Source organism: Lactococcus sp. LG1267 (assembly GCF_017309545.1).
Lineage (GTDB): Bacteria > Bacillota > Bacilli > Lactobacillales > Streptococcaceae > Lactococcus > Lactococcus petauri.
Map to the genome: position 1 here is coordinate 1,593,399 of NZ_CP071295.1, position 21,952 is coordinate 1,615,350.

18 protein-coding genes and 3 pseudogenes are annotated in these 21,952 nt (G+C 38.7%); 8 read left to right on the top strand and 13 right to left on the bottom strand.

Features of this window, described 5'->3' with window-relative positions:
* Positions 1-25: 25 nt before the first annotated feature.
* Together J0J33_RS07780 and J0J33_RS07785 are read right to left on the bottom strand one after the other, a co-directional pair.
* The gene (locus J0J33_RS07780) at positions 26-565 is read right to left on the bottom strand and encodes a DNA-binding protein (protein ID WP_206887393.1); all 540 of its coding nucleotides are present in this window, start codon (positions 563-565) and stop codon (positions 26-28) included.
* Between the two features lie 21 nt (positions 566-586).
* Positions 587-760 carry a heavy-metal-associated domain-containing protein gene (locus J0J33_RS07785; RefSeq protein ID WP_206889207.1) on the bottom strand — a complete coding sequence of 58 codons (174 nt, stop codon included), beginning with the start codon at positions 758-760 and terminating at the stop codon, positions 587-589.
* Between the two features lie 78 nt (positions 761-838).
* On the opposite strand from J0J33_RS07785, the pseudogene J0J33_RS07790 reads away from it, so the two are divergent.
* The 5 genes and pseudogenes from J0J33_RS07790 to J0J33_RS07810 all read left to right on the top strand — a co-directional run bounded on the left by J0J33_RS07790 (position 839) and on the right by J0J33_RS07810 (position 5,702).
* Positions 839-1,995 (top strand): annotated as a pseudogene (locus J0J33_RS07790) (IS3 family transposase).
* A 20-nt stretch (positions 1,996-2,015) separates the two neighbouring features.
* Positions 2,016-2,258 carry an ABC-three component system middle component 2 gene (locus J0J33_RS07795; RefSeq protein WP_206887395.1) on the top strand — a complete coding sequence of 81 codons (243 nt, stop codon included), beginning with the start codon at positions 2,016-2,018 and terminating at the stop codon, positions 2,256-2,258.
* Position 2,259: 1 nt separating this feature from the next.
* On the top strand, positions 2,260-4,089 hold the full coding sequence (locus J0J33_RS07800) for a hypothetical protein (protein WP_206921655.1): 1,830 nt from the start codon (positions 2,260-2,262) through the stop codon (positions 4,087-4,089).
* A 4-nt stretch (positions 4,090-4,093) separates the two neighbouring features.
* Positions 4,094-4,297: a helix-turn-helix transcriptional regulator gene (locus J0J33_RS07805; RefSeq protein ID WP_206887399.1), complete on the top strand. Its 204-nt coding sequence runs from the start codon at positions 4,094-4,096 to the stop codon at positions 4,295-4,297.
* 79 nt (positions 4,298-4,376) lie between these two features.
* Positions 4,377-5,702 (top strand): restriction endonuclease subunit S, encoded by a 1,326-nt coding sequence (locus J0J33_RS07810; protein WP_206921656.1) that lies wholly within the window; start codon positions 4,377-4,379, stop codon positions 5,700-5,702.
* On the opposite strand, the gene J0J33_RS07815 is transcribed toward J0J33_RS07810, so the two are convergent.
* Complete coding sequence (locus tag J0J33_RS07815) at positions 5,644-6,276, bottom strand: restriction endonuclease subunit S (RefSeq protein ID WP_242526918.1); 633 nt, start codon at positions 6,274-6,276, stop codon at positions 5,644-5,646. The genes J0J33_RS07810 and J0J33_RS07815 overlap by 59 nt on opposite strands.
* A gap of 18 nt (positions 6,277-6,294) precedes the next feature.
* Here J0J33_RS07815 and J0J33_RS07820 point away from each other — a divergent pair, with 18 nt between their 5' ends.
* Positions 6,295-7,092 carry a tyrosine-type recombinase/integrase gene (locus J0J33_RS07820; protein WP_206887401.1) on the top strand — a complete coding sequence of 266 codons (798 nt, stop codon included), beginning with the start codon at positions 6,295-6,297 and terminating at the stop codon, positions 7,090-7,092.
* A 69-nt stretch (positions 7,093-7,161) separates the two neighbouring features.
* Positions 7,162-7,740 (top strand): annotated as a pseudogene (locus J0J33_RS07825) (restriction endonuclease subunit S); the annotation flags it as partial.
* Here J0J33_RS07825 and J0J33_RS07830 read toward each other — a convergent pair.
* From J0J33_RS07830 to J0J33_RS07845, 4 genes are read right to left on the bottom strand one after another with little or no spacing between them, the layout of a single operon-like run.
* Complete coding sequence (locus J0J33_RS07830; protein WP_206921657.1) at positions 7,694-9,220, bottom strand: restriction endonuclease subunit S; 1,527 nt, start codon at positions 9,218-9,220, stop codon at positions 7,694-7,696. The pseudogene J0J33_RS07825 and the gene J0J33_RS07830 sit on opposite strands and share 47 nt — an antisense overlap.
* Position 9,221: 1 nt before the next feature.
* The gene (locus J0J33_RS07835; RefSeq protein WP_206887407.1) at positions 9,222-10,688 is read right to left on the bottom strand and encodes a class I SAM-dependent DNA methyltransferase; all 1,467 of its coding nucleotides are present in this window, start codon (positions 10,686-10,688) and stop codon (positions 9,222-9,224) included.
* An 18-nt stretch (positions 10,689-10,706) separates the two neighbouring features.
* Complete coding sequence (gene hsdR / locus J0J33_RS07840; RefSeq protein WP_206887409.1) at positions 10,707-13,076, bottom strand: EcoAI/FtnUII family type I restriction enzme subunit R; 2,370 nt, start codon at positions 13,074-13,076, stop codon at positions 10,707-10,709.
* Positions 13,077-13,295: a helix-turn-helix transcriptional regulator gene (locus J0J33_RS07845; protein WP_206889213.1), complete on the bottom strand. Its 219-nt coding sequence runs from the start codon at positions 13,293-13,295 to the stop codon at positions 13,077-13,079.
* Positions 13,296-13,534: 239 nt separating this feature from the next.
* On the opposite strand from J0J33_RS07845, the pseudogene J0J33_RS07850 reads away from it, so the two are divergent.
* Positions 13,535-14,421, top strand: a pseudogene (locus tag J0J33_RS07850) (GIY-YIG nuclease family protein).
* Positions 14,422-14,621: 200 nt separating this feature from the next.
* Here J0J33_RS07850 and rlmD read toward each other — a convergent pair.
* The 6 genes from rlmD to J0J33_RS07880 form a co-directional block, all read right to left on the bottom strand.
* Positions 14,622-15,980, bottom strand: coding sequence for a 23S rRNA (uracil(1939)-C(5))-methyltransferase RlmD (gene rlmD, locus J0J33_RS07855; protein ID WP_206887411.1), 1,359 nt, complete (start codon positions 15,978-15,980; stop codon positions 14,622-14,624).
* A 131-nt stretch (positions 15,981-16,111) separates the two neighbouring features.
* Entirely contained in the window at positions 16,112-16,972 is an 861-nt protein-coding gene (locus J0J33_RS07860) for an acyltransferase domain-containing protein (RefSeq protein ID WP_206887413.1), read from the bottom strand.
* A gap of 37 nt (positions 16,973-17,009) precedes the next feature.
* Positions 17,010-18,716: a DUF4091 domain-containing protein gene (locus J0J33_RS07865; RefSeq protein ID WP_206887414.1), complete on the bottom strand. Its 1,707-nt coding sequence runs from the start codon at positions 18,714-18,716 to the stop codon at positions 17,010-17,012.
* Between the two features lie 12 nt (positions 18,717-18,728).
* Positions 18,729-19,697, bottom strand: a complete 969-nt coding sequence (locus J0J33_RS07870; protein ID WP_206921658.1) for an alpha/beta hydrolase — start codon at positions 19,695-19,697, stop codon at positions 18,729-18,731.
* Positions 19,687-21,063, bottom strand: coding sequence for a glycoside hydrolase family 1 protein (locus J0J33_RS07875; RefSeq protein ID WP_206887416.1), 1,377 nt, complete (start codon positions 21,061-21,063; stop codon positions 19,687-19,689). Before J0J33_RS07875 ends, J0J33_RS07870 begins: the two co-directional genes overlap by 11 nt.
* 2 nt (positions 21,064-21,065) lie before the next feature.
* Positions 21,066-21,950 (bottom strand): ROK family protein, encoded by an 885-nt coding sequence (locus J0J33_RS07880; protein WP_206887417.1) that lies wholly within the window; start codon positions 21,948-21,950, stop codon positions 21,066-21,068.
* Positions 21,951-21,952: the final 2 nt, after the last annotated feature.

The following is a 21,952-nucleotide window of genomic DNA, read 5'->3' on the forward strand; positions in this document are numbered from 1 at the left end:
GCATGTTCCAGATAATGCTACTATTTTATTCCTCATCATCTTCAGATATAAAATCTTTTGGAACTTTGCCCACAATACCAGCTAAATCCCTTATAATTTTTAAATTATACCCATAAAGCATCTTAACACTTTCTTCTAAGGCGTACTTCTCTTCCTTTTGCGCAAGCTTGATGGCTCTTGTGATAAATATATTTTGATTATTAAAATCCATGATGAAACTTTGAACCAGATCGGTATCAATCCAGTATTTTGCCTTGGGATCATCCGTAATAAATTTATGATAGTGCAAAAATTCCTTAATGGTTGATGGAACTAACTCTCCTTCATCTAACAATAAATCTGCTATTTTATAGAACCATCCATCTTCTTGTACAGCAATGCCTCGAAATAAATTACGATTATTAGGATTTTTAGCATAAATCCCTGCTTGCGTCAAACGTACCTTCTCTATAAATAAGTTGGCTAAGACATGCCCAAGCATTGCACCTGCTGTGGGCTTTCGGTGATCTATTTCTGCTTTTTTAAGTTCTATATCATATTTTTCCTCAATTGTTAATTTTTCCATTTCTGTGCTCCTCCTGTAATTTTATTTTGAAGCAATAATTTTTGAACTTTGAACAGGATAGCCTAATTTTTCAATTTTAGATAGCAACTGATTGGCATTTACAACATTCTCATCGAACTCTGCTTTTACTTTTGAAGCGTTAAAAAGAACTTTAGCTGATTTTACTCCAACAGTCTTCATCATTGCACCTTCAATTTGGAGCTATACTATAAAAGTAGACACAAATATGTGTGTTATAATCTGTCTCATAAGACACAAAATGAAAGGACTTTTATGTCAGGCTTTAAACGTTACGACGAAGATTTCAAACAATCCTTAGTCAACCTCTATCAAACAGGTAAAACTCAATCCGAACTCTGTAAAGACTATGGAGTCTCCCCTTCTGCACTTGCAAAATGGATCAAGCAGTATTCTCAAGTTCGTCTTGAAGATAATACAGTATTGACTGCCAAACAAATTCAAGAATTACAAAAGCGTAATGCTCAATTAGAAGAGGAAAATCTGATCTTAAAAAAAGCGAGTGCCATATTCATGCAAAACTCCAAGTGAGATTAAAAGCAGTCTATAGACTCCGATTTGAACACACGACAGTCATGCTCTGTCGTGTTTTGCATGTCAATCGTTCCACTTACTATAATTTCATTAACAAGAAGCCCTCAAAGCGTGAAATAGAAAATCAATGCTTGAGAAAATTACTCCTTGAGATTTATATGAAAGCCAAGAAAAGAATTGGAACCAGAGCTTTTAAAATCATTCTTCTGCGTGATTATGGCGTTAATATTTCTGAAGGACGTATCTTACGACTTCTCAAGTCTATGACACTCCCTAAAATGTCAACGATTAAACCTCGCTTTAAATCAAACCACTCTCCTGCATTTTCATCTGATAATCTACTCAAACAAGAATTTAACCCGAAGTCCCCGAATCAAGTGTGGACAACCGACTTCACTTATATTTCTATAGGATCTAAACGACACGTTTATCTCTGCGCTATTCTTGACCTCTACTCTAGGAAATGCATCGCTTGGAAAGTAAGTGATAGAATTGATTCTAAGCTCGCATGTGATACCTTAGAGATCGCTCTAAAGAAAAAAAACCTAAAGAACCAATCATTTTCCATTCTGATCAAGGCAGCCAATTTAAATCAGCTTCCTTTAGAAAAATATTAGATGAACATCAGTTGCTGGCTTCTTACTCCAAACCTGGATATCCTTATGATAATGCCGTGACTGAGGTCTTTTTCAAGTACCTGAAACAGCGGGAAATTAATCGAAGAACTTATCACTCCATTCAAGAAGTACAACTCTCTTGCTTCGAATACATTGAACAATTCTATAACAACTATAACCCTCATTCTGCTAACAATGGATTAACTCCAAATCAGAAAGAAGAAAACTATTTTAAAAAAACATAGCTCATTTTGTGTCTAAATATTTGACATTAGTCCACCTTGGTTAACACAGCAATCAAAAAGCTCGTTCTGCAACGGCTAGTGCAGCCATCACAAAACGAGCAAGGTTTTGGGTATTCATTATCAGATGAGGGAAAGCTACTGATTCCCAAGTTCGTTTCAATCTATGCAGAGAAATATCTTGAAGTAGCAAAAATAACGAAGCAATTCCTACAAGATAAGACCGACAAAGAAACTTTGCTGCTCATAACTGAGCAAGACTACTCACAGAAGGGAGAATAACATGCCAAAATTTTATATCAAAGAAATCATAATAACCGGCCTTGGCAAACGAGACTCTTCCGTATCTTTCACTGAAGGTCTAAACATCGTTTCTGGGCCTTCAAATACGGGTAAGACAAGCATTGTTCAAGCAATAGACTTTATGTACGGTGATGACACTCCACCGTTTTCAAAGCAGACTGGATATGACACGGTATTGCTGAGAGTCGCTTCAAAGAGAGGAGACTTCCTACTTTCCCGCGGTTTTGACGATAAAGAGATTATTGTTAGCGAAGTCAATTCAGAGGGTACTATCATTGGTAGCAAATCGCTCAAAGCCAAGCCAGGGAAAAATCCAAGTGATTCCATAAGCAAGTTTTGGCTAGAATTAATTGGGATTGATGAAGAACATCAAATCATAAAAAACTCAAATTACAAGGCTCAAACCCTTACTTGGCGAACCTTCTCACACAGCCTACTCGTTAGTGAACGATTAATTGGAACTACTAAACCGATTCTTATTCCAGAGGTTACTACACTTAAAACAGCCTATCTATCTGCACTGATTTTCTTGATTAGTGGGAATGATTCAACTAGCTATGAGGAGATTGAATCTGCCGATCATAGAAAAGTGCGTAAAGCATCTATAGCTCGATACATCAATGACAATTTAATGTCCATGTACCAAGAATATGATTCGGCTAAGAAAAGATTTGATGAGCTTGGTGTTACCGATATTGAAGTTGAGGTTGATAAGCTAATAAATGATTTGATACATGTGGAAGCCCGCATTGTGGAGGCGGCAAACGAAAACCGCAAAATCACTCAAGAGATTAGTCAATATCAAGAAAAACTCGATGAAGATTATCTATTGGTTAATCGCTACTCAAGGCTTCGTACCCAGTACAAATCCGATTTAGAGCGTTTAACATTGATTGTTGATGGTGAACGTCTAATTGATGAACATTTAGAGCATTTGACTGAAAGCACCTGCCCTTTCTGCAATGGTGAATTGCCTGAGCAAGAACGTGAATCTTATATTGAAGCCGCTCGTGCAGAATTCAACACCATTATGTCTCAATTAGACGACCTTTCAGAAGCTAGCCAAGAAACCGAAGAAGATATTGATGCGTTAGTATCCAAAATTAATTCACTGTCCTCTCAGAAACAAAATATCGATTCACTTCTGGACACTGAACTACAACCACGTGCAACAGAGTTAGAAAAAACAATTGATGAGTATCATAGATACTCAAATCTAAAGCATGAGCTCATCGCAATGGAATCAATGCAACATAAGTTTTCACTAGACTTAAAGAAACTCGAGGTGGAGGCGCCACCAGCAAGCAACCCGTATAAACCTCTGGACCATTTTGATGCTATCTTCTGGCGTGAAATGTCTGAAATACTCAAAGAATTACTTGAGAGGTGCAACTATCGCCCATTGCATGACGCATATTTCTCCAAGAAAACATTTGATTTGAACATTAATGGCGACCCTAAGGAAGTTAATCACGGTAAGGGATACCGTTCCTTCTTAAGCACTCTGGTTGTATTGGCATACAGAAAGGTGCTGGCTGACTATGCGAAATTTAATCCCGGAGTTTTTGTCATTGATACCCCTCTCCTCGGATTAGATGAAGGGGAAAATGCTGGAAACTTTGATAGTATGCAGCAGTCACTTTTCCAATATTTCATGGAAAACCAAAGCGAGGGGCAGTTAATTATTGTAGAAAACACCAATGAATTACCTAAGCTTGACTATGCTGATCGTGGCGTAAATGAAATAATATTTACCCACGATGAAAACAAGGGGCGCTATGGATTCTTGCTAGATATTGAAAGTAGGTGATTCGATGAAATTTAGTTATAACCCCCTGTGGAAACTTCTTATCGACAGGAATTTGACACGTTCTGACCTTCGCAAAATGACTGGAATTAGTTCCGCCTCTATTGCTAAAATGGGTAAAGGTGAAAATATCACAACTGATATTTTGCTGAGAATTTGCATCGCCTTACACTGTGATATCACTGAAATTATGGAATTAGTGGAAAAATAGAAAATAGGCTCCCTGTCACTTGTTGTGGCGGGGATTTTCTGTCGATAGTTTACATTATGAGAAGTTCGCTGATGGGACTGTGAAAGAAATTGAAGTTCCGTTTGACATTCCTGATTCTTGGCAATGGTGTAGAATCGACCAGCTAGCACTTGCTAAAGGAGGAAAACGTGTACCAAAAGGAATGAAGCTGCAAGAGGAAGAAAACGACTACCCTTATCTACGAGTAACAGATATGAAGAACGAGACCATTCTCGATACTAAAATTCAGTATGCTCCGCCCCAGGTCAGAGAGGTAATAAAGAATTACACAATTTCTTCAGACGATTTATACATCACAATTGCTGGCACAATCGGTAACGCAGGAACAATCCCCACCCAATTTGACGGTGCCTTGTTAACAGAGAATGCTCTTAAGCTCATAATCTACCCTTTAGTTAATAAGATGTTTCTCCTGAGGGCGATTAATTCCCCAGCAATTCAAAACCAATTTCTAGAATTATTTAACCAGGTTGCACAACCAAAATTATCAATTAGGAGTACAAACTCGACATTGATACCATTGCCGCCAAGTACTGAGCAAAAAAGAATACTTGAGAGACTTGAAGGTGTATTTGAGGTGCTTCCTAAATATGAGATTTCATATGCTGAGCTTGCGAAACTGAATAAAGAATTCCCAGAAAAATTGAGGAAGTCCATCCTTCAATATGCTATGCAAGGAAAACTTGTGCCACAAGATCCGAATGACGAACCAGTTGAAGTATTACTAGAAAAAATCAGACAAGAAAAGCAGAAATTGTTTGAAGAAGGCAAGCTTAAGAAGAAAGATTTGCAGGAATCTACCATCTACAAAGGTGATGATAACTCATATTATGAGAAGATCCCTGAAAGCTGGAAAATTGTCTCTCTAGGTACAATTGGGAAAATAACTTCAGGCGGAACGCCAAGGAGCACTGAACCTAAATTTTATGACGGTGACATAATATGGATAACCCCTGCTGATATGGGGAAACAACAAGATTCAATTTGTTTTGGCGATTCAGTTAAACATATTTCAATACTTGGATTGAATAGCTCGTCAGCCCAACGCATAGAAGGAAACTCGATTGTTTATTCTTCTCGTGCTCCTATAGGTCACATCAATATTGTAAAATCTCCATACACCACTAATCAAGGATGTAAGTCGGTAACACCTTATCAGGTGAATGTGGAGTGGCTGTATCATACTATCAAAAACGAAACACCGAATATTATAAAGGAAGCAAGCGGAACCACATTTCTTGAGGTATCGGCTACAAAATTCTCGGAAACTTACGTTTCTTTGCCACCACTAGAAGAACAACAGCGTATTACTGTAAAAGTTGACTCACTAAATCAAATGATTTCTCAATTCGACCGACTATCCTAACTTGTTCAGCATAACTTGGCATAGGAAACGGAGTATTAACAATCTTAATTCTTGAAATATTTGGTTGCGCCCCACCTTCAGCACTATCAATAAATTGCTTTCTAATCGACATTAGGTAATAAAACAAAAACCAATTATTTACTGCCGGAATAGGCTGGCAAGCACAGCAAGCCTGATTAGTAGTTGCAGGGAACGTCAATATACCAAGCTTACCAATAGTTGCTCCATACATGGCAATAAGAACGGAGTTGGTTGGATTCAATTTTACTGAAGTCTTTTCAAGGGCCAATTCTGTTATATGTTCAGGGATATCAGTTACTAATCCATCGGTTAAATCTCCGGTCTTTAACCAGGGAATATCACCACCATAATATTTAGGGTTGCTACGTGAGGGGGTCGCTCCAGCACCCCATACTCCGATATTTCCTAAAGTTGTTGAAATCCATGCATCCGGGATATTCTCATAATATGAGCAATGAGCACAAGAAATGTCTTTAGAATGGCATCTCTTGTGCTTATTTTGATTGCCTATCCGTTGTAAAATATAGTAATCGTGCGGTGGAGTTTCTATCAACTTGATAGGAGAACATCGATGAACAATTTTGAAATGCATCTTCGACAACAAGGGTTATCGGAGAACACAGTAAGGTCCTATTTATTTGGGACAGAATTCTTTTTGAAGAATTATGACATGAACCTCGAAGGGCTATTGGAATATAAGGGGTACCTTCTCGAAAAGTATAAGCCGAAAACGGTAAATCTTCGAATCCAAGGCGTAAACAAATATCTTGATTTTCAAGGGCAATCAAATTTGAAATTGAGTTTTGTTAAGATTCAGCAGAAATCATTTCTCGAGGACGTAATCAGTCATGCTGACTATTTATTCTTAAAGAGGAGCCTAAAAAAAGACGACAATCTAAAATGGTATTTTGTGGTATGGTTCCTTGGGGCAACTGGGGCTCGTGTGAGTGAGCTAGTGAAGTTAAAAGTTGAGCACGTTGAAGTTGGATATTTTGACATCTATTCCAAGGGTGGCAAAATTCGACGATTGTATATTCCAAAGAAACTTCGAGACGAGTCATTAAAATGGCTACAGTCTGAAAACCGTTGCACTGGATACTTATTCCTTAATAAATTTGACTCAGCCATAACGACAAGAGGAATCGCGCAGCAACTGAAGAATTATGCTGATAAGTATGGACTTGATACCAACGTGGTCTACCCCCACTCATTTCGACATTTGTTTGCAAAAAATTTCTTGAACAAATATAACGATATCGCGTTACTGGCTGATTTGATGGGGCACGAAAGTATTGAAACAACACGGATTTATCTCCGGCGATCTGCGAGTGAACAGAAAAGTATTGTCGACAAGGTTGTGACTTGGTAAAGCGTCAAAAAGGCGGGAGCAATTTGATTTTGCTCTCGCCTTTTTGGCTGAATTTGTTCTGTAATCTCATATTATGAGAAGGTTGATGATGGAACAGTAAAGGAAATAGAAGTTCCTTTTAATGTTCCTACTTCTTGGAAGTGGGTTCGATTTTCAGCAGTCTCTAGTATTGTCAGAGGCGGTTCTCCAAGACCAATTAAAGAATTTATCACCGAAGCGAATGACGGGATTAATTGGATTAAAATTGGCGATACTGATAAAGGTGGTAAATTTATCAATTCCACAAAAGAAAAAATCAAACCAAGTGGTCTTAACAAGACAAGATTTGTTACTCAAGGTACATTTTTATTGACAAATTCTATGAGCTTCGGAAGACCTTATATACTCAATGTAGATGGAGCTATACACGATGGATGGTTAGCAATCTCAAACTATGAAAAAGTCTTCTCAAGGGATTTTTTGTATTTGGTACTTTCATCAAATCTTGCTTATAGCCAATTCTTAGGATTAATTTCGGGTGCAGTAGTCAAAAATTTAAATAGTGATAAAGTCGCTTCGTTACTCGTCCCTGTCCCGCCATTGATGGAACAAACAAGAATTGTTAACCAAGTCGAGGAATTAAATTATCAAATTTCTCAACTGCATGAATAATCCGAAGTTGTTCTTGAAGCGGGGGCAGTGGAATTAACAGTTCATTAATACTTTGCGAATTTAAAGTAGTCCCTTTGATAGCGTCTTTTGAATCTCCGTTATTCGCAATCTGAGGTAAGAATTTGAACAAGTACATTTTTATAGATTTATCTGAATCTGCATATGGGAATATCGAAATAATTGCCTCATTATGAGCAGCCTCAATACCTAGCAGAGATACCCTACCTACTGTAAGTTTGAAACTCATCAACAATGTCCCGATTGGAGAAATTTTATCTTTGAACAGTTTTGTAGCCTGAGGTGATAGTTTCTCCTTCGTATCTGTAATTACTCCATTTGCTGGCATATCAGCGATTGATACCCATGGAATATCGGCTCCCCAATATTCAGTAGCAGAGCGTGGTGGGGTTTTCCCCATGTAATAATGTACAATATCTTTGAACCTCGCGTACCTCCAGGTTTCTGGCAAATCTGGAACATCTTCAAGTTTCACCTCAGATTTCCCAGACTTCTCATAATATGAGTTATCGTCACCTTTGTAGATGATAGATTCCTGTAAATCCTTCTTTCTGAGCTTGCCTTCTTCGAACAATTTCTGCTTTTCTTGCCTGATTTTTTCTAGTAAAACTTCAACTGGTTCATCATTCGGATCTTGTGGCACTAGCTTCCCTTGCATGGCGTACTGAAGGATGGACTTTCGAAGTTTTTCAGGGAACTCTTTGTTGAGCTTATCAAGGTTCTGATAATGTGACTTGTATGTGTCAACTTTGCTAAAAAGATGGTTAATCTTTTCTAGAATTCTAATCTGCTCATTCTCTGGTGCAATGGCAACCATTATTGAATTCATTTTTGCTTGATTCATTTTGGGTTGCGCTGTTCCAGTGACGTAGGGAGCTAGCGAAATACTATTAATGAATTGTGAAATAAATTCTAGGAACGATTCCGAAATTCCATCAAGAACATGAGCGTGATTATTTACCCAATATTTTCCTCGAGCTATGAAAGCAATCGGTGTTCTTCGGGTTAATAGGTTTGCCCCATCTTCTCCAACTAACATTAATGGTTTATCAAATAGATAATCATCAATAGAATCAATCACCCCTGAAGCACCATAGTAATCATACTGGCCCTGTCGATGTTCTCGTAATGCTTTAGAAATTGGTTTCCGCTCTCCATCACGATTAATTACCGCAGAATTAAATCTTGTCCAAGACCAACTATCAGGAATATCAAACGGCACCTCAACCTCTTTAACCGTCCCATCGGCGAACTTCTCATAATGTAAACCATCATCACCTCGGAAAATCTCGGTTTCGTTCTTATCGCGCTTGATTTTACCCTCTTTAATGAGTTTCTCTTTTTCAGATTTGATTCGCTTCAGTAGCTCACTTGCTGGCTCATCGTGAGGGTCTTGTGGTACAAGTTTCCCTTCCATTGCCCGTTGAAGGATGGAAGCTTTTAGTTGTTCTGGGGTCATACTACTCACCGCCTTCCAACATCTGCATAATTTCTGCTAACACTGAATCAATCTTGTCGTTCAGCTCCTTACGCTCTGTATTGTATTTGGTGATTAGTTCCATAGGTTCAAGGATTTCTTCTTCCTCTTGTGGGAAACCACACTGGTCAAAGTTGTAATCCAACTCAGCTAACTCAGTAGGAGTGAATTTTTTAGCTTTAGGGAAATTCCCCTCCATAATTTCTTCGCGATTAATCCACCACTCACTAACAGGATTAAAATGTTCAGATTTCATCGGCTTCGTTTTCGAGAAGTTCTTATACCCATCTGGCATATCTAAGCGGTAAAACCATGTATCATCCGTTTTCTTTGTCTTATCGAAGAACAGAATATTTGTATGGATGCTCGTATAAGGAGCAAATACGCTATGCGGCAAGCGAATAATAGTGTGAAGATTGAACTCTTCAAGAAGTTTTTTCTTCAGCGTATTTTTCACACCATTACCAAAGAGGAAACCATCTGGTAAGATTACACCCACACGACCGTCTTGTTTCAAACGATACATGATGACCGCCATAAACAAGTCTGCAGTTTCTGACGATCTTAGGTCAGTTGGGAAGTTGTTTTTAATTGCATCAAGTTCACTTCCGCCAAATGGAGGGTTCATCATGATGATATCGAACTTGTCCGCCTCGGTATAATCACGGACATTCTTTTCAAGTGTATTACCGTGAATGATTTCAGGGTCATCAATTTCATGCAAGAAAAGGTTAGTAACAGCGAGCAAGTGAGGGAATGCTTTCTTTTCAATACCGAACACTGCATGATTATATTTCTCGGTATCTTCTACCGTTTCACGTTGCTTGGCAAGAATATTTAACGTTGACGTCAAGAATCCCCCAGTACCACAAGCAAAGTCTGCCATTCTTTCACCGAGTTTTGGTTGAAGAATCTCGGCAATGAAATCCGTTGCTGCACGAGGCGTATAAAACTCACCAGCGTTACCAGCCGACTGAATATCCTTCAAAATAGATTCATAAATGTCATTGAAAAGATGACGATCTTCAGGGCTATTGAAGTCAACTTCGTCTACAACATTGATGACCTGACGTAATAATACTCCATCCTTCATGTAGTTATTGGCATCTTCAAACGCCGCTTTTACAATTTGTTTTCGGATTGGCATATCTGGTGAAATTTCGATTTCTTTCAGTTCCTTAAACAACTCATTATTTACAAAGTCGAGAAGGTCGTCTCCGGTCATAACTTGCTCGCCTTTATCGGCATGAGCCCAGTTTCTCCACTTCAGTTCTTTCGGGATGATTGACTCATAGTCATCATCCTCAATTTCCCATACTTCTTCTCGGCTATCATAAATTTTCAAAAATAACAGCCAAGACATCTGTTCGATACGCTGAGCATCACCATTCACTCCCGCATCTTTTCGTGTAATATCTTGGATTCGTTTAACGAATGAATTTGTCGCCATTAGTCTCTTTTCTCCCTATTAAGCAGCAGTAAATAATTCATTTTCTAATTCACGTACTGCCTCTGTGTATTTTTTCTTGTTACCAAATTTTTTGATGATATAAAACATGCCACCAAACTTTTCAAACTCTGGCAATTTGAGAACTGACACGTCCTCAACATCTTTTATCCCGGAGTTCATGTACTTGTCAAGAAGCACTTCCAACACCTCTCTAGCTTCATCAGAATACTTGTAAAGATATCCGCGTTTCTTGACATTGTTCACGCGCTCAGCCTTAGTCAGTGGCTTTTGGCCATAAGCCAGTTGCAATAGTAAATCAAAGTCATCTATTTCTGAAGTCGAAATATGTTCTTTCTTTCGGATTTCATCAAGAAAGACACCTTTCTTCTCAAGCTCATCAAGAATTGCCTGTTTCCTCTCTGAGGTGGACCAAGCTTGGATGAACTCATCCAAAGTGCCATATTGTCCCAGAATATTCTTCTTCGTATAATCGGTCAGGCTCTCAGTCACAAGTTTACCGTCAGCATCTATCACTTGAACTTGGTCATTGACAATCTTAACTTCCTTATCGTTAACGTAGTATTTTACAACTGGTTCGCGAACTACATCACCATCATCGCCGGATTCATCGTCACCTGGTTGTGGATAATCAATTCCTCCGCCATTATCAGGTTTATCTTCATCGCCATTTCCATCAATCACATCCACCGGTTCACCGTCAAAGTCAGGATCCGCAAAGAGGTTTGTTACCCCGCGGAAATCAATAATTGTAAAGAATTCTTTGCCAAGAGCCGGATCCAATCGAGTTCCACGACCTATGATTTGCTTAAACTCTGTCATTGATCCAATATTGGCATCTAGCACAATCACTTTACAAGTTTTTGCATCGACACCAGTGGTAAGCAATTTGGATGTCGTGACTAGCGTTGGGTATTTTGATTCTGGGTCAATAAAATTATCAAGCTGAGCCTTCCCTTCCGCATTATCGCCTGTGATACGCATCACATAACGAGAATCAACACTAGTCAAATCGGAGTTCTCATTAACTAGGGCTTGTCGCATCCTTTCGGCATGGTCAATATCAATACAGAAGAAAATGGATTTCTCAAATCTTGAATTCCGCTCTTTGAGGTAGTCCGAAACATATTTTGCCACTTTCAACGTTCTATCTTCAATAACCATATTCTTATCGAAGTCCTTGCGGTTATAGATACGATCAATGATTAATTCCCCCTTAGAATCAACCTTCCCTCGTTCTGGGCGGTAACCATCAATGTCCACGTCCAAGTTTACTCGAATCACTCGATAAGGAGCCAAGAAGCCGTCTTCAATCCCTTGCTTTAAAGAATAGGTATAGACAGGGGTCCCAAAATATTTCGCATTAGATGTTACACCGTCCTCTTTTGGTGTCGCAGTCATACCAATCTGAGTAGCTGAACCAAAGAATTCTAAAATTTTTCGCCAGTTGCTTTCTTCTTTAGCTGAACCTCGGTGTGCTTCATCAATCACAATTAAGTCAAAGAAGTCTTTTCCAAACTTCTCATAATGAGTTTCTGTTCCATCTTCACCTGCTAATTGTTGGTAAAGTCCGAGATAAATTTCATAAGAATTCAGTGCCTCGGGAGAGTTCAGTAATTTTTGGTCCACTTTGGTCATCTTGTTACCAAAGGGTCTAAAATCATTAATTAGGGTTTGGTCTACCAAGATATTGCGGTCAGCAAGGAAAAGCACCCGTTTCTTTAGGCCAGACTTCATCAGGCGATGGATAATTTGAAAAGCAGTAAAGGTTTTCCCAGTTCCTGTCGCCATAACAAACATGATGCGGTTATTCCCTTTTGCTACAGCATCAACCGTCCGATTTATGGCGATACGCTGATAATAACGCGGTTGTTTCGCACCCATCTCATAATAATATGGTTCATTGATGATGAGCTGTTGCTCCTCTGAAAGATTTTCTTGTTTTGTTAGTTTTTCCCAAAGTTCTTCTTTGGTCGGAAACTCATCAATGGAAATATTTTTCTCTTTTCCTGTGATTCTATCATGCTCAACAAAGCCATCCCCATTTGAAGCATATGCAAAAGGGACGTCTAAGATTTCTGCATAGTTGATCGCCTGTTGCATCCCAGCACCAACTGAATGTTTATTATCCTTTGCTTCAACAACGGCAATAGGAAAATCCTGTTTATAGTACAAAAGGTAGTCCGTGAATTTCTTTTTGTTTCGAGTAGCCCGTTCTCCATGAACTTCAATTCGGCCGTCGGTAAAAGAATATTCATAAAGAATATCCTTACCATTTTTCCAGCCACTAGCTTCAAGTGCTGGAGTTATGAAGTTTGCTTTTATGTCCTCTTCTGACATTTGGTGCTTTGGTATCAAGTGTCCACTCATTTAGCTTGCTCTCCTTCCCTCATAATCAATCGAAATCACATCTCCTATGTCAACATTTAAGGTGAGACAAATTTTCACCAGTGAATCAATGGAAACAGGCTCATTCTTCCCCATCTTAGCTATGACGTTGCTACTAACTTTCGCCGCATCTTTCAGCTCCGTCTTAGTCATATTCAAATCAATGAGTAATTTCCATAATTTGTTGTATGTAATAGGCATGTTATCACCTCGCAACTTCTGATAGTTTTTATTACCTGGAAGATAATCAGTTGTATCTATTATATCACGATTTGTCAAGATAATCTCGCCTTCTTCAAGAACAGCTTGATATGTGATAGGATTGTGACCATAATTGTACTTTTCACCAAACAATCATAGAACTTTACTGTCCCCACTGTTCTCCAAGTATCCATCACTGATATAATGGGATTAAGAACATTGTTTGGGAGGGTTTTGCGATGGCAAGAGGAAAGACAATACAACTATATCTGATGGATGGCGTGCCAAAGGGCCGCATCAAATGCACGCTTGCTAACTGGACCGGGATTGCTTACAAAATCCCACGTACTGAACTTGAGAAGGCTAAATCAATTGACTATTTGAAACAGAGTGGCGTTTACTTTTTGTTTAGTACGTCCGATGAAACGCAAGAAAATATCGTCTACATTGGACAGGCTGGCACTCGTAAGAATGGCGAAGGCATCCTAAATCGACTACAAGAGCATAAGCGAAATCCTGATAAAGACTATTGGACTGAGGCAGTCGCTTTTACCACAACGAACAACACTTTCGGGCCAACTGAAATCAGCTATCTTGAAAATCAGTTCACCAAGCTGGCCATTGAAAGCAAGCGCTATATCGTAAAAAACGGTAACGAGCCAAGCCAAGGTCATGTCACCGAAGAGAAGGAAGCTGAATTAGAGGAATTTATCGATTATGCAAAAATCGTCATTGGTGCTTTAGGGTATCGCATTTTTGAGCCAATAATCGAGACGGCAGAGGAAACAACACCTGCCCCCCCGCTGCCAACTGAACTTACCCTTACCTTGCTTTGAACCAAGGCAAAAAAGAAACCATCATTGCTCATGGAAAACAGACCAGTGAAGGCTTTGTCATCTTCAAAGGGAGCAACATTAAACCAGTCACTGTTAAGTCTGTTCCGGCAAAAACTCTGAAAGACCGTGAGCGAGCAAATCTGGATGATAACTTCGTTTTACTAGAGGACACCCTCTTTAACAGTCCTTCATCAGCCGCCTCTTTCGTCACGGGCTATTCTATCAACGGCAAGGACGCTTGGAAAGATGAAAAAGGACGCACCCTCAACGAAATCGAAAAATCTGAATAAGCATCAAGCAGAGGCATTCGCTTCTGCTTTTTCTACATCCTAATCACCTACCCAACCCTACAGTTATCCGAATTACCTACTAAACGTACCCTAAATCCCCAGTTGACCTCTTCCCCAAGACCAAAAAAGAGAGCCAAAACTCGAAAGTTCCAACTCTCTAAAATATGTCAAAGACCGCTAGTTAACGGCATTTCTAGCCTTTATTTATCAACTTTTGTTATCAAGGCTACAAGCTCGATGTGCTTCGTCTGCGGGAAAAGATCAACAGGTTGTACTTTTTCCAAAAGATAGCCTTCTTCTTCAAAGCGGAGGACATCCCGCGCAAATGTTGCCGGATTGCATGAGATATAGACCACGGCACGTGCTTGGGTTGCTGTGGCGGCTTTGATAAAGCTTTCGTCTAGACCCTTACGTGGTGGATCAACGAATATAACATCAGGTTGGATACCGTCTTGTACCCATTGTGGCATTACTTCTTCTGCTGGTCCAACTTCGTACTGCGCATTTTTAATATCATTCAGCGCTGCATTTGTCTTAGCGTTTTCAACCGCTTCTGGTATGATTTCCATACCATACACCTGTGCGACCTTATCTGCCATTCCAAGTCCAATAGTACCGATACCAGAATAAGCATCAATCACGACATCTTTGGCTTTCAAATCTGCAAAATCATAAGCTAATTGATAAAGCTTTTCAGCCTGTGCTGTGTTGACTTGATAGAAAGCACGAGCAGAGATTTGGAAATCTTTACCTAACATGCTGTCCGTAATATAATCTTTACCTGAGAGCAGTTTGAACTTAGAGCCAAAGATTGCATTTCCTGTTGATGTATTAATGCTGATTTGGAAAGAGTCCACTTTATTGCTGTATTCAGCGACAAGTTCTGAAAGACCTGCGAATTTCTCTTTAGTCACAACCAAAATCAGCATCATTTGTCCGCTATGATGACCGCGACGAATCACGATATTGCGTACAATACCTCGTTTCGTTTGCTCATCATAAGGCGGAATATTGAGCTTAATTAAACTCTCACGCACCTGATTAACCAAGTCATCAATTACAGTATTTTGGATATAAAAATCACGGATTGGCACTAAATCGTGTGAGTTTTTTCGGAAGAAGCCCGTTTCTGTCTGTCCTTTCACACTACGGACAGGTACTTGTGCTTTATTACGATATTGGCTTTCTTGCTCTGCACCTAAAGTGTCAAGAACCGGAAAGTCTGGCTTATGTGCGTTTTTACGCAGCACATCAACCACTTGTTGATGTTTAAAGTGAAGCTGGGCTGGATAAGTCATGTGCCCAAAGTCAGCAATTCCTGTGCGGAGATAGGTCATATTGACATCTTGCACACGATCTGGTGATTGGCTGAGCCATTCTTCAACCTTGCCGAAGCCGAAATTCTTTCCGACTTTTAGAACTTTCATTTTGATTTCTTCACCGGGTAAGGCATTTTCAACAAAAAAAGGGAAGTTATCTACTTTGATAACTCCTTGCCCTTCATGTGTTAAGTCAAGGACTGTTCCTTGAATCACTTCATTTTTCTGGAATTTTTTCATGTTTTTATGATAGCATACTCGAGAGAGAAAGTCTAATTACTTTATGTTCTACTCGGAAAATCACACACAACCTTTTTACGTCTCAAAAAATACAGATAATTCACCACTTATCTGTATTTTTTTGTATTTGCTTATGTTAGTTCTATGTCTTTTTTTAAAATTCCCAAGGCCGAGCCAATATGCCCCCCTGCCACCATCCACTTTTTGGCCGCTTTTTGCAGACTTGTTTCTTCAGGGTAATTCAAGATATCAGCAGAAATACTATTAAAAACCCAAGGCACTCCCTCATCACTATTAGGATTTGTATTTACCACATCATAATCATCTGCAAATAATCTCAGATTTGATTTCTCTTTCAACCAATCTTTTAACTTAGGGGAAAGTAGCCATGTGCTGCTCGCAAATGGTGTTTGGTCATAGCTTGGGAAATATTTCTTCAAAAAACACTTCGCTTCAAGATAATTTTTTGAAATAATCTCGTGAGACAAGTTAGCATCAGATGGAATATGAACAGAAATATATTTCTTCCCTACCAATCGTGCCGCTTTATCTTTATGTGGCAGAGCAACCCTTTCAAACTCTAATTCTTTAATCCTGTATATCAAGCCACTCGTATAACACCAAGTCCAAAATCCTCTATTAAATTTATAAGTTGAGATTATCTTTCTGGTTTCTTCTAAAAATCTCGTGAAGCACTTCATTGTGTTGATATAAATTTCATAAGATATACCTTGTGGTACGTATATTTTGCCCCAGCATAAAAAGGCAGCATATAAGTGATAAGTCAGCTCCATCAGCGTATCATTACTGTACAGCTCTCCTAGTCGCTCTGCCTCTTGGCCAGCAACTCTAACATCGAGTAACTTTTGTGCGCTCATCCTCAAAATTTTGTCACTAATTATGGAGAAATTTTTTAATACAGCGCTCTGTACCAAATCAGGAATCTCAATATCAGCCATAAATTTTTTCATCGGTATTAGTATTGCTTCCATCTCTTCCTCCCAAAATCGACTAAGATAAAAGCTGCTTTTATTTTGAGTTGATAACTTGTATTAAATCTTCTCGCAATTTGTCATAAGCTTTATAATCCTGTTTAAACACAAGAGGGTTACTATTATGACTATCAAGCATCCATTCAGCTGGTTCTTCTATTTTAAGAAAATCCTTTATAATTTTTGAAACGGCTTCTTCATTTACCTTCTCTGCATTTTTAATGAGACTAAAGTCTTCTATGCCCCTTTGTAACTCTTTATAACGTAAAGATAAGAGGATATGTCCCGAATATGAAGGATAGATTAAACAGAGATCACCGATAGGTAAAGCTGCTGTATTATATCGGATATCTTGACGTACGTTATCTGGCCAACAGTTGTAAGCCCAGCGAAGAAGACCATCTGTTTTAAAGTAATGTGCTAAGAGTCCTTGTACACGTGTTTCTAATAAGGGACTGTGAAGAAAAGTGTTTGGCTTGTCTGGATAATTACAGATATAGTACTGAGTTTTTCCTGAATGACTTTGGCTAAGTTCTTTGTAGTTATTACATGTACAATAGTAGGAAGTCACTGGATAGTCGATAACCGGCAGCAAGGCTTCAAGTACTGCTTCTTTATCAAAAACCCCTTTTACTTTCAATGTAGGCTCTATTGACTTAAGAATATCTAAAGAACGTCTGAATGTATCAATTTCATGTACTTTGGGCTCATCAGAGACGATGCGCACTTTCTCCCAAACTCCTAATGCCTTAAAATGTTCAAAAAGCTGTTTGATATAGTGCTCTAGGTCTTTTTTATCTTGGATAAAGTCAATGGTTTCTGTGACTTCGTCATAGTAGCGGATGACCAGCTTTTCTGGATGGTCAACTTCTTTTATCAAGGGGAAAAATGGTGGTTGCCAAACACCTAATAAACCAAAAACATTGATTTCTTGATCTATGCCTGCGGCGAACATACATTCTAAATAACGGTCTAGTACCGAAAAATCACACTGGATTTCCCCTGCTTCATTTTTCTTAACGCTAATCATTGAGTATTCATAAAGATTGGCTGGATAGTCTTTGACGATATAATTAAACCAGCCTTTCCACGGAATTTCCCCCGCAATTACTGTGATAACTTTTTGATTAAGGGTTGCCAAGCTCTCCGCCATTTCACCAATCAAGCGAAAATGTTCATCGCTCCACAAAGGTACTTGGTAAGTTCGTGCAAGGTTCGAAGGTTGTTGCCAGATATCAAGATTAAAGTTGTGTCCTGTATCTTCAGGAAAACTATAGTCTCCTACCTTTACTTTTAGAGTCTTAGAAAGTATTTTCTCATCCTGAGATGTTAAGTTTGAACGATAAAGTGTAATTTCGACTGAATAGGTACCTGCCTGTATCTCGGAAGACGTCGAAAATTCTAGATAGATAGGAACAAAACGATCACCAGAATAAGTTTTGGCTGTCTGTTCTAATAGTTTGTCCGTGTATTCAATATTTTCATTTCCCATGTAATATTCTTCAAATTGTAGCGTCACGGGCAGCTCGGATTTGACCTCTATGCGATAGATTGGAATTTCAATTTGATCAGGAATGGAAAATTCTTTTCCCAACACAAAATGATTTTCACAGCCATCGTGTAATAATAAATGGCATGCCCCAAAACTATTTTTATAAATGGGTAATGACTCAAGCTCATCAGGTGTCCCAGAGAACATGCTCGTCGATGCCTTATAACTTTCATGAACTATATAAGCCTTCATTTTTTCCTCTTTCTAAGTAATATATTGACTTGGTTTGGTTAGTCTTTCTAAAATTTTCTTGCACTGTATCTCACCAAATTTTTCAGGAATTAACTCTGAGAGCTGGGAGAGTGTCAACTTCTTTACTATCTTTAACTTGCTTCTATCTTCTTTCCAGTAGGGGAAAGCTTGCAATAGAACGTCTTTATTATTGCTGTCTTCAAGTAAATCCCCAATAGAATAATCTGCTAAGCACTCTGGCACACGCTTACCCCTTGTGGTTTCCAAGTTTATTTCCATCCATTCGACAACTTCCGAAAACCAACGGGTGAATCGCTTATCTATCATTTTTTCTTGAGCACCAAACATTTTCGTAGCTAACGATAAACCGTGAAGGCCTTTTTGGAAGATATGTGCCTCAAAAGGAATATCATTTTCTTCCAGAGCGCGAAGATATAATAAGGAATTCTCTATAGGTACCACATTGTCCTCAAATGTTGAAAAGAGGAAAGTGGGAGGTGTTTCTCTCGTTACACAAGTTTCTAAGGAAGGTGCTTCAATCTGCATCACTTGGGCAAAAGATTTCAAAATAGCTGGGTAGCCTAAAATACAGAGGTTTGGCTTAACTGGTGACAGATTAGAAAGAGCAGCAGCTAAATGTCCTCCTGCCGAAAAACCGATGACTGCGATTTTATTTTCATCAATCTTCCATATTGTCGCTAAATCTTGAATTTTTAGTAAGGCTTTTTGTGCATCTTCGAGGGACTTCTCAAAACTTCTTTTATCTCCGACGTGATAGCGAAGTACACCTGTATGATAACCCTGAGCAAGAAAATTCAAGGCGATTGGTTCTCCTTCTCGTTCACTACAAAAAGAATAGCCGCCCCCTGGAATTACTAAAACAAAAGGTCGATTTCCTACACGTGAAAACTCTTCTTTATCTTCATGTAGATAAACTGTTAAACTTGCTTCATCATCAAAGTTAAAAGTTTTAGTTATCATCACTTTCCTCTATTTCATTTTTAGAAATAAGCTCTTGATACCAGTAAAAGCTATCTTTTTTGTATCTCGCTAAATCTAGGAGGTCTTCATCCGTCCGGTTAACATAGATAAAGCCATAGCGTTTTCTCATTCCTTCATGAGTGCTTACCAAATCAATCGCACTCCATGGGCAATATCCAATCACCTCAACACCATCAGCCATCGCTAGAGCCATTTGCTCAATATGCTCCTTCAAGTAATCAATTCGATATTGATCATGTACAGCGCCATCATCTGTCAAGATATCATTTACCCCAATACCATTCTCCGTAATTAAAAGTGGCAAATGGTATCTTGAATAAATTTCATTCAGAGTAAATCGGAAACCTTTTGGATCAATGGGCCAGCCGAACTCAGTCATCTGGAGATGTGTATTTTCAACGGATTGGAAAAAACCAGGGATTCCAAATCCAGACTGCTGATCAATGTTATTGTCTTTTTCAAAATAGCTTGCAACTGTCATTGTATTATAGTAGTTAAAGGCAATATAGTCACAAGTTCCTTGAGATAAAATTTCTTGATCTTCTTTCGTCACGATTGGAGCCGCTCCGATGCTCTCTAAGATATGCCAAGCATTGTGATTATATCTACCAAAAACAGCAACATCTAAGAAAAGCCAGTTTCTTAAAGCACTCATATTTAATGCAGCCAACTGATCTTCTGGCCGGTCAGAAGCTGGATAAACACTTGCAATATTTGGCGCAGGCCCTATTTTTCCTTGATAATTTCCTTCATGGAACATTTTTGTGACTTTCGCTTGAGCCACTAACATATGATGATTTTCTTGAAATTTTTCCTTCATACTTTTTTGACTCGTGCCTATCACTGAACCTGCGAGAGCCATCACATTTTGCTCGTTAATAGTTTGCCATAAAGGGACATCATCTGCAAAATAATCAAAGAGAACTTGGCAGTAGCGTGTGAATTCTTCGATGGTCTCACGATTTTCCCAGCCCCCTTTTTCTGCAATATAAAGGGGTAAATCAAAATGGAAAACAGTAACAACCGGTTGTATTTCATTTTCATTGAGCAGATTTATGAGGTTCTTATAAAATTGGATGCCCTCTGGATTAACTTTCCCGTCTGGCATGACACGACTCCAAGAAATAGAAAATCTATAAGCTTTGAGTCCAAGTTCCTTAAAGAGCTCTACATCTGCTTTATAGTGATGATAGTGGTCAGAGGCTACTTTAAAATCTGTCGTACCTTCAGGTATCTTTTTTACGTCTTGAACAGAAGGACCTTTTCCCTCTTCATTCCAAGCTCCCTCCACTTGATAAGCACTTGTTGATGCCCCCCATAAAAAATCTTGTTTAAATTTCATCATTCTCAAATTCCCTTTCTTGCTGCTCCAATAAGATTAGCATCAGCTTTAAATTTAGCTGCTTCTACCACTATTGGTTGTAGTGTTTTCTTAATAATTGGAGCTGTTGTAAACAGTTTTTGATAAGCTTCTTCGACCTTCTCGATAAGAAGAGGTTGTTGACTAATGCCTCCGCCAATCACAATCTTTTCAAGGTCTAAAATAAGTTGAAGATTGAAGCACAGTATTGCGACTCCTTCACAGTAACTTGAAAAAAGTTGTACTGCTTCTTTATCTTTTGAACTTTTTAAAGCGCTAAAAACGAGTGGCCCATCATTCTCTACTTGAAGCTGGTTTGCTAATGAACTTATGAGCTTTACAGCAGAAAGTCCCATACCTACAAAGGAGTCTGCTCCGTGAACCGCTCTTTCTCGGATCCAAAAGCTTACTTCTCCCGCCTGATCATGGCTGCCTTTATAGAGTTGCTCATTGATACAAATTCCTGTTCCGACACCTGTACCTAAAATAATGGCTGCACCATTTTTGATGCCTCTAAGACTTCCAAAGCTCATTTCTCCTAGGGTTGCAGCCTTGGCGTCATTTTCAACAACGACTTCAAAATTTTCCATTCCTTCATTCTCAGCAATTAATGTTTTCAAATTTATACCATTCAGGTATGAAACTGCTCCTCCATAGAAAACAGTACCCGATTCATCAACTGAACCAGGGACTGAAAAAGCTATTTTTGTGAAAGAATTGATTTTTATATAGTCATTAATTATTTTTTTTATTTGTTGACAAAATTCCTCTAAATTTTTTGCAGTAGGCAGTTTATCTTTAGTGGTAACTTTTTCATTCTCAACAAATCCTACTTTGATGTGTGTTCCACCAATATCAATTCCTAAAATCATCA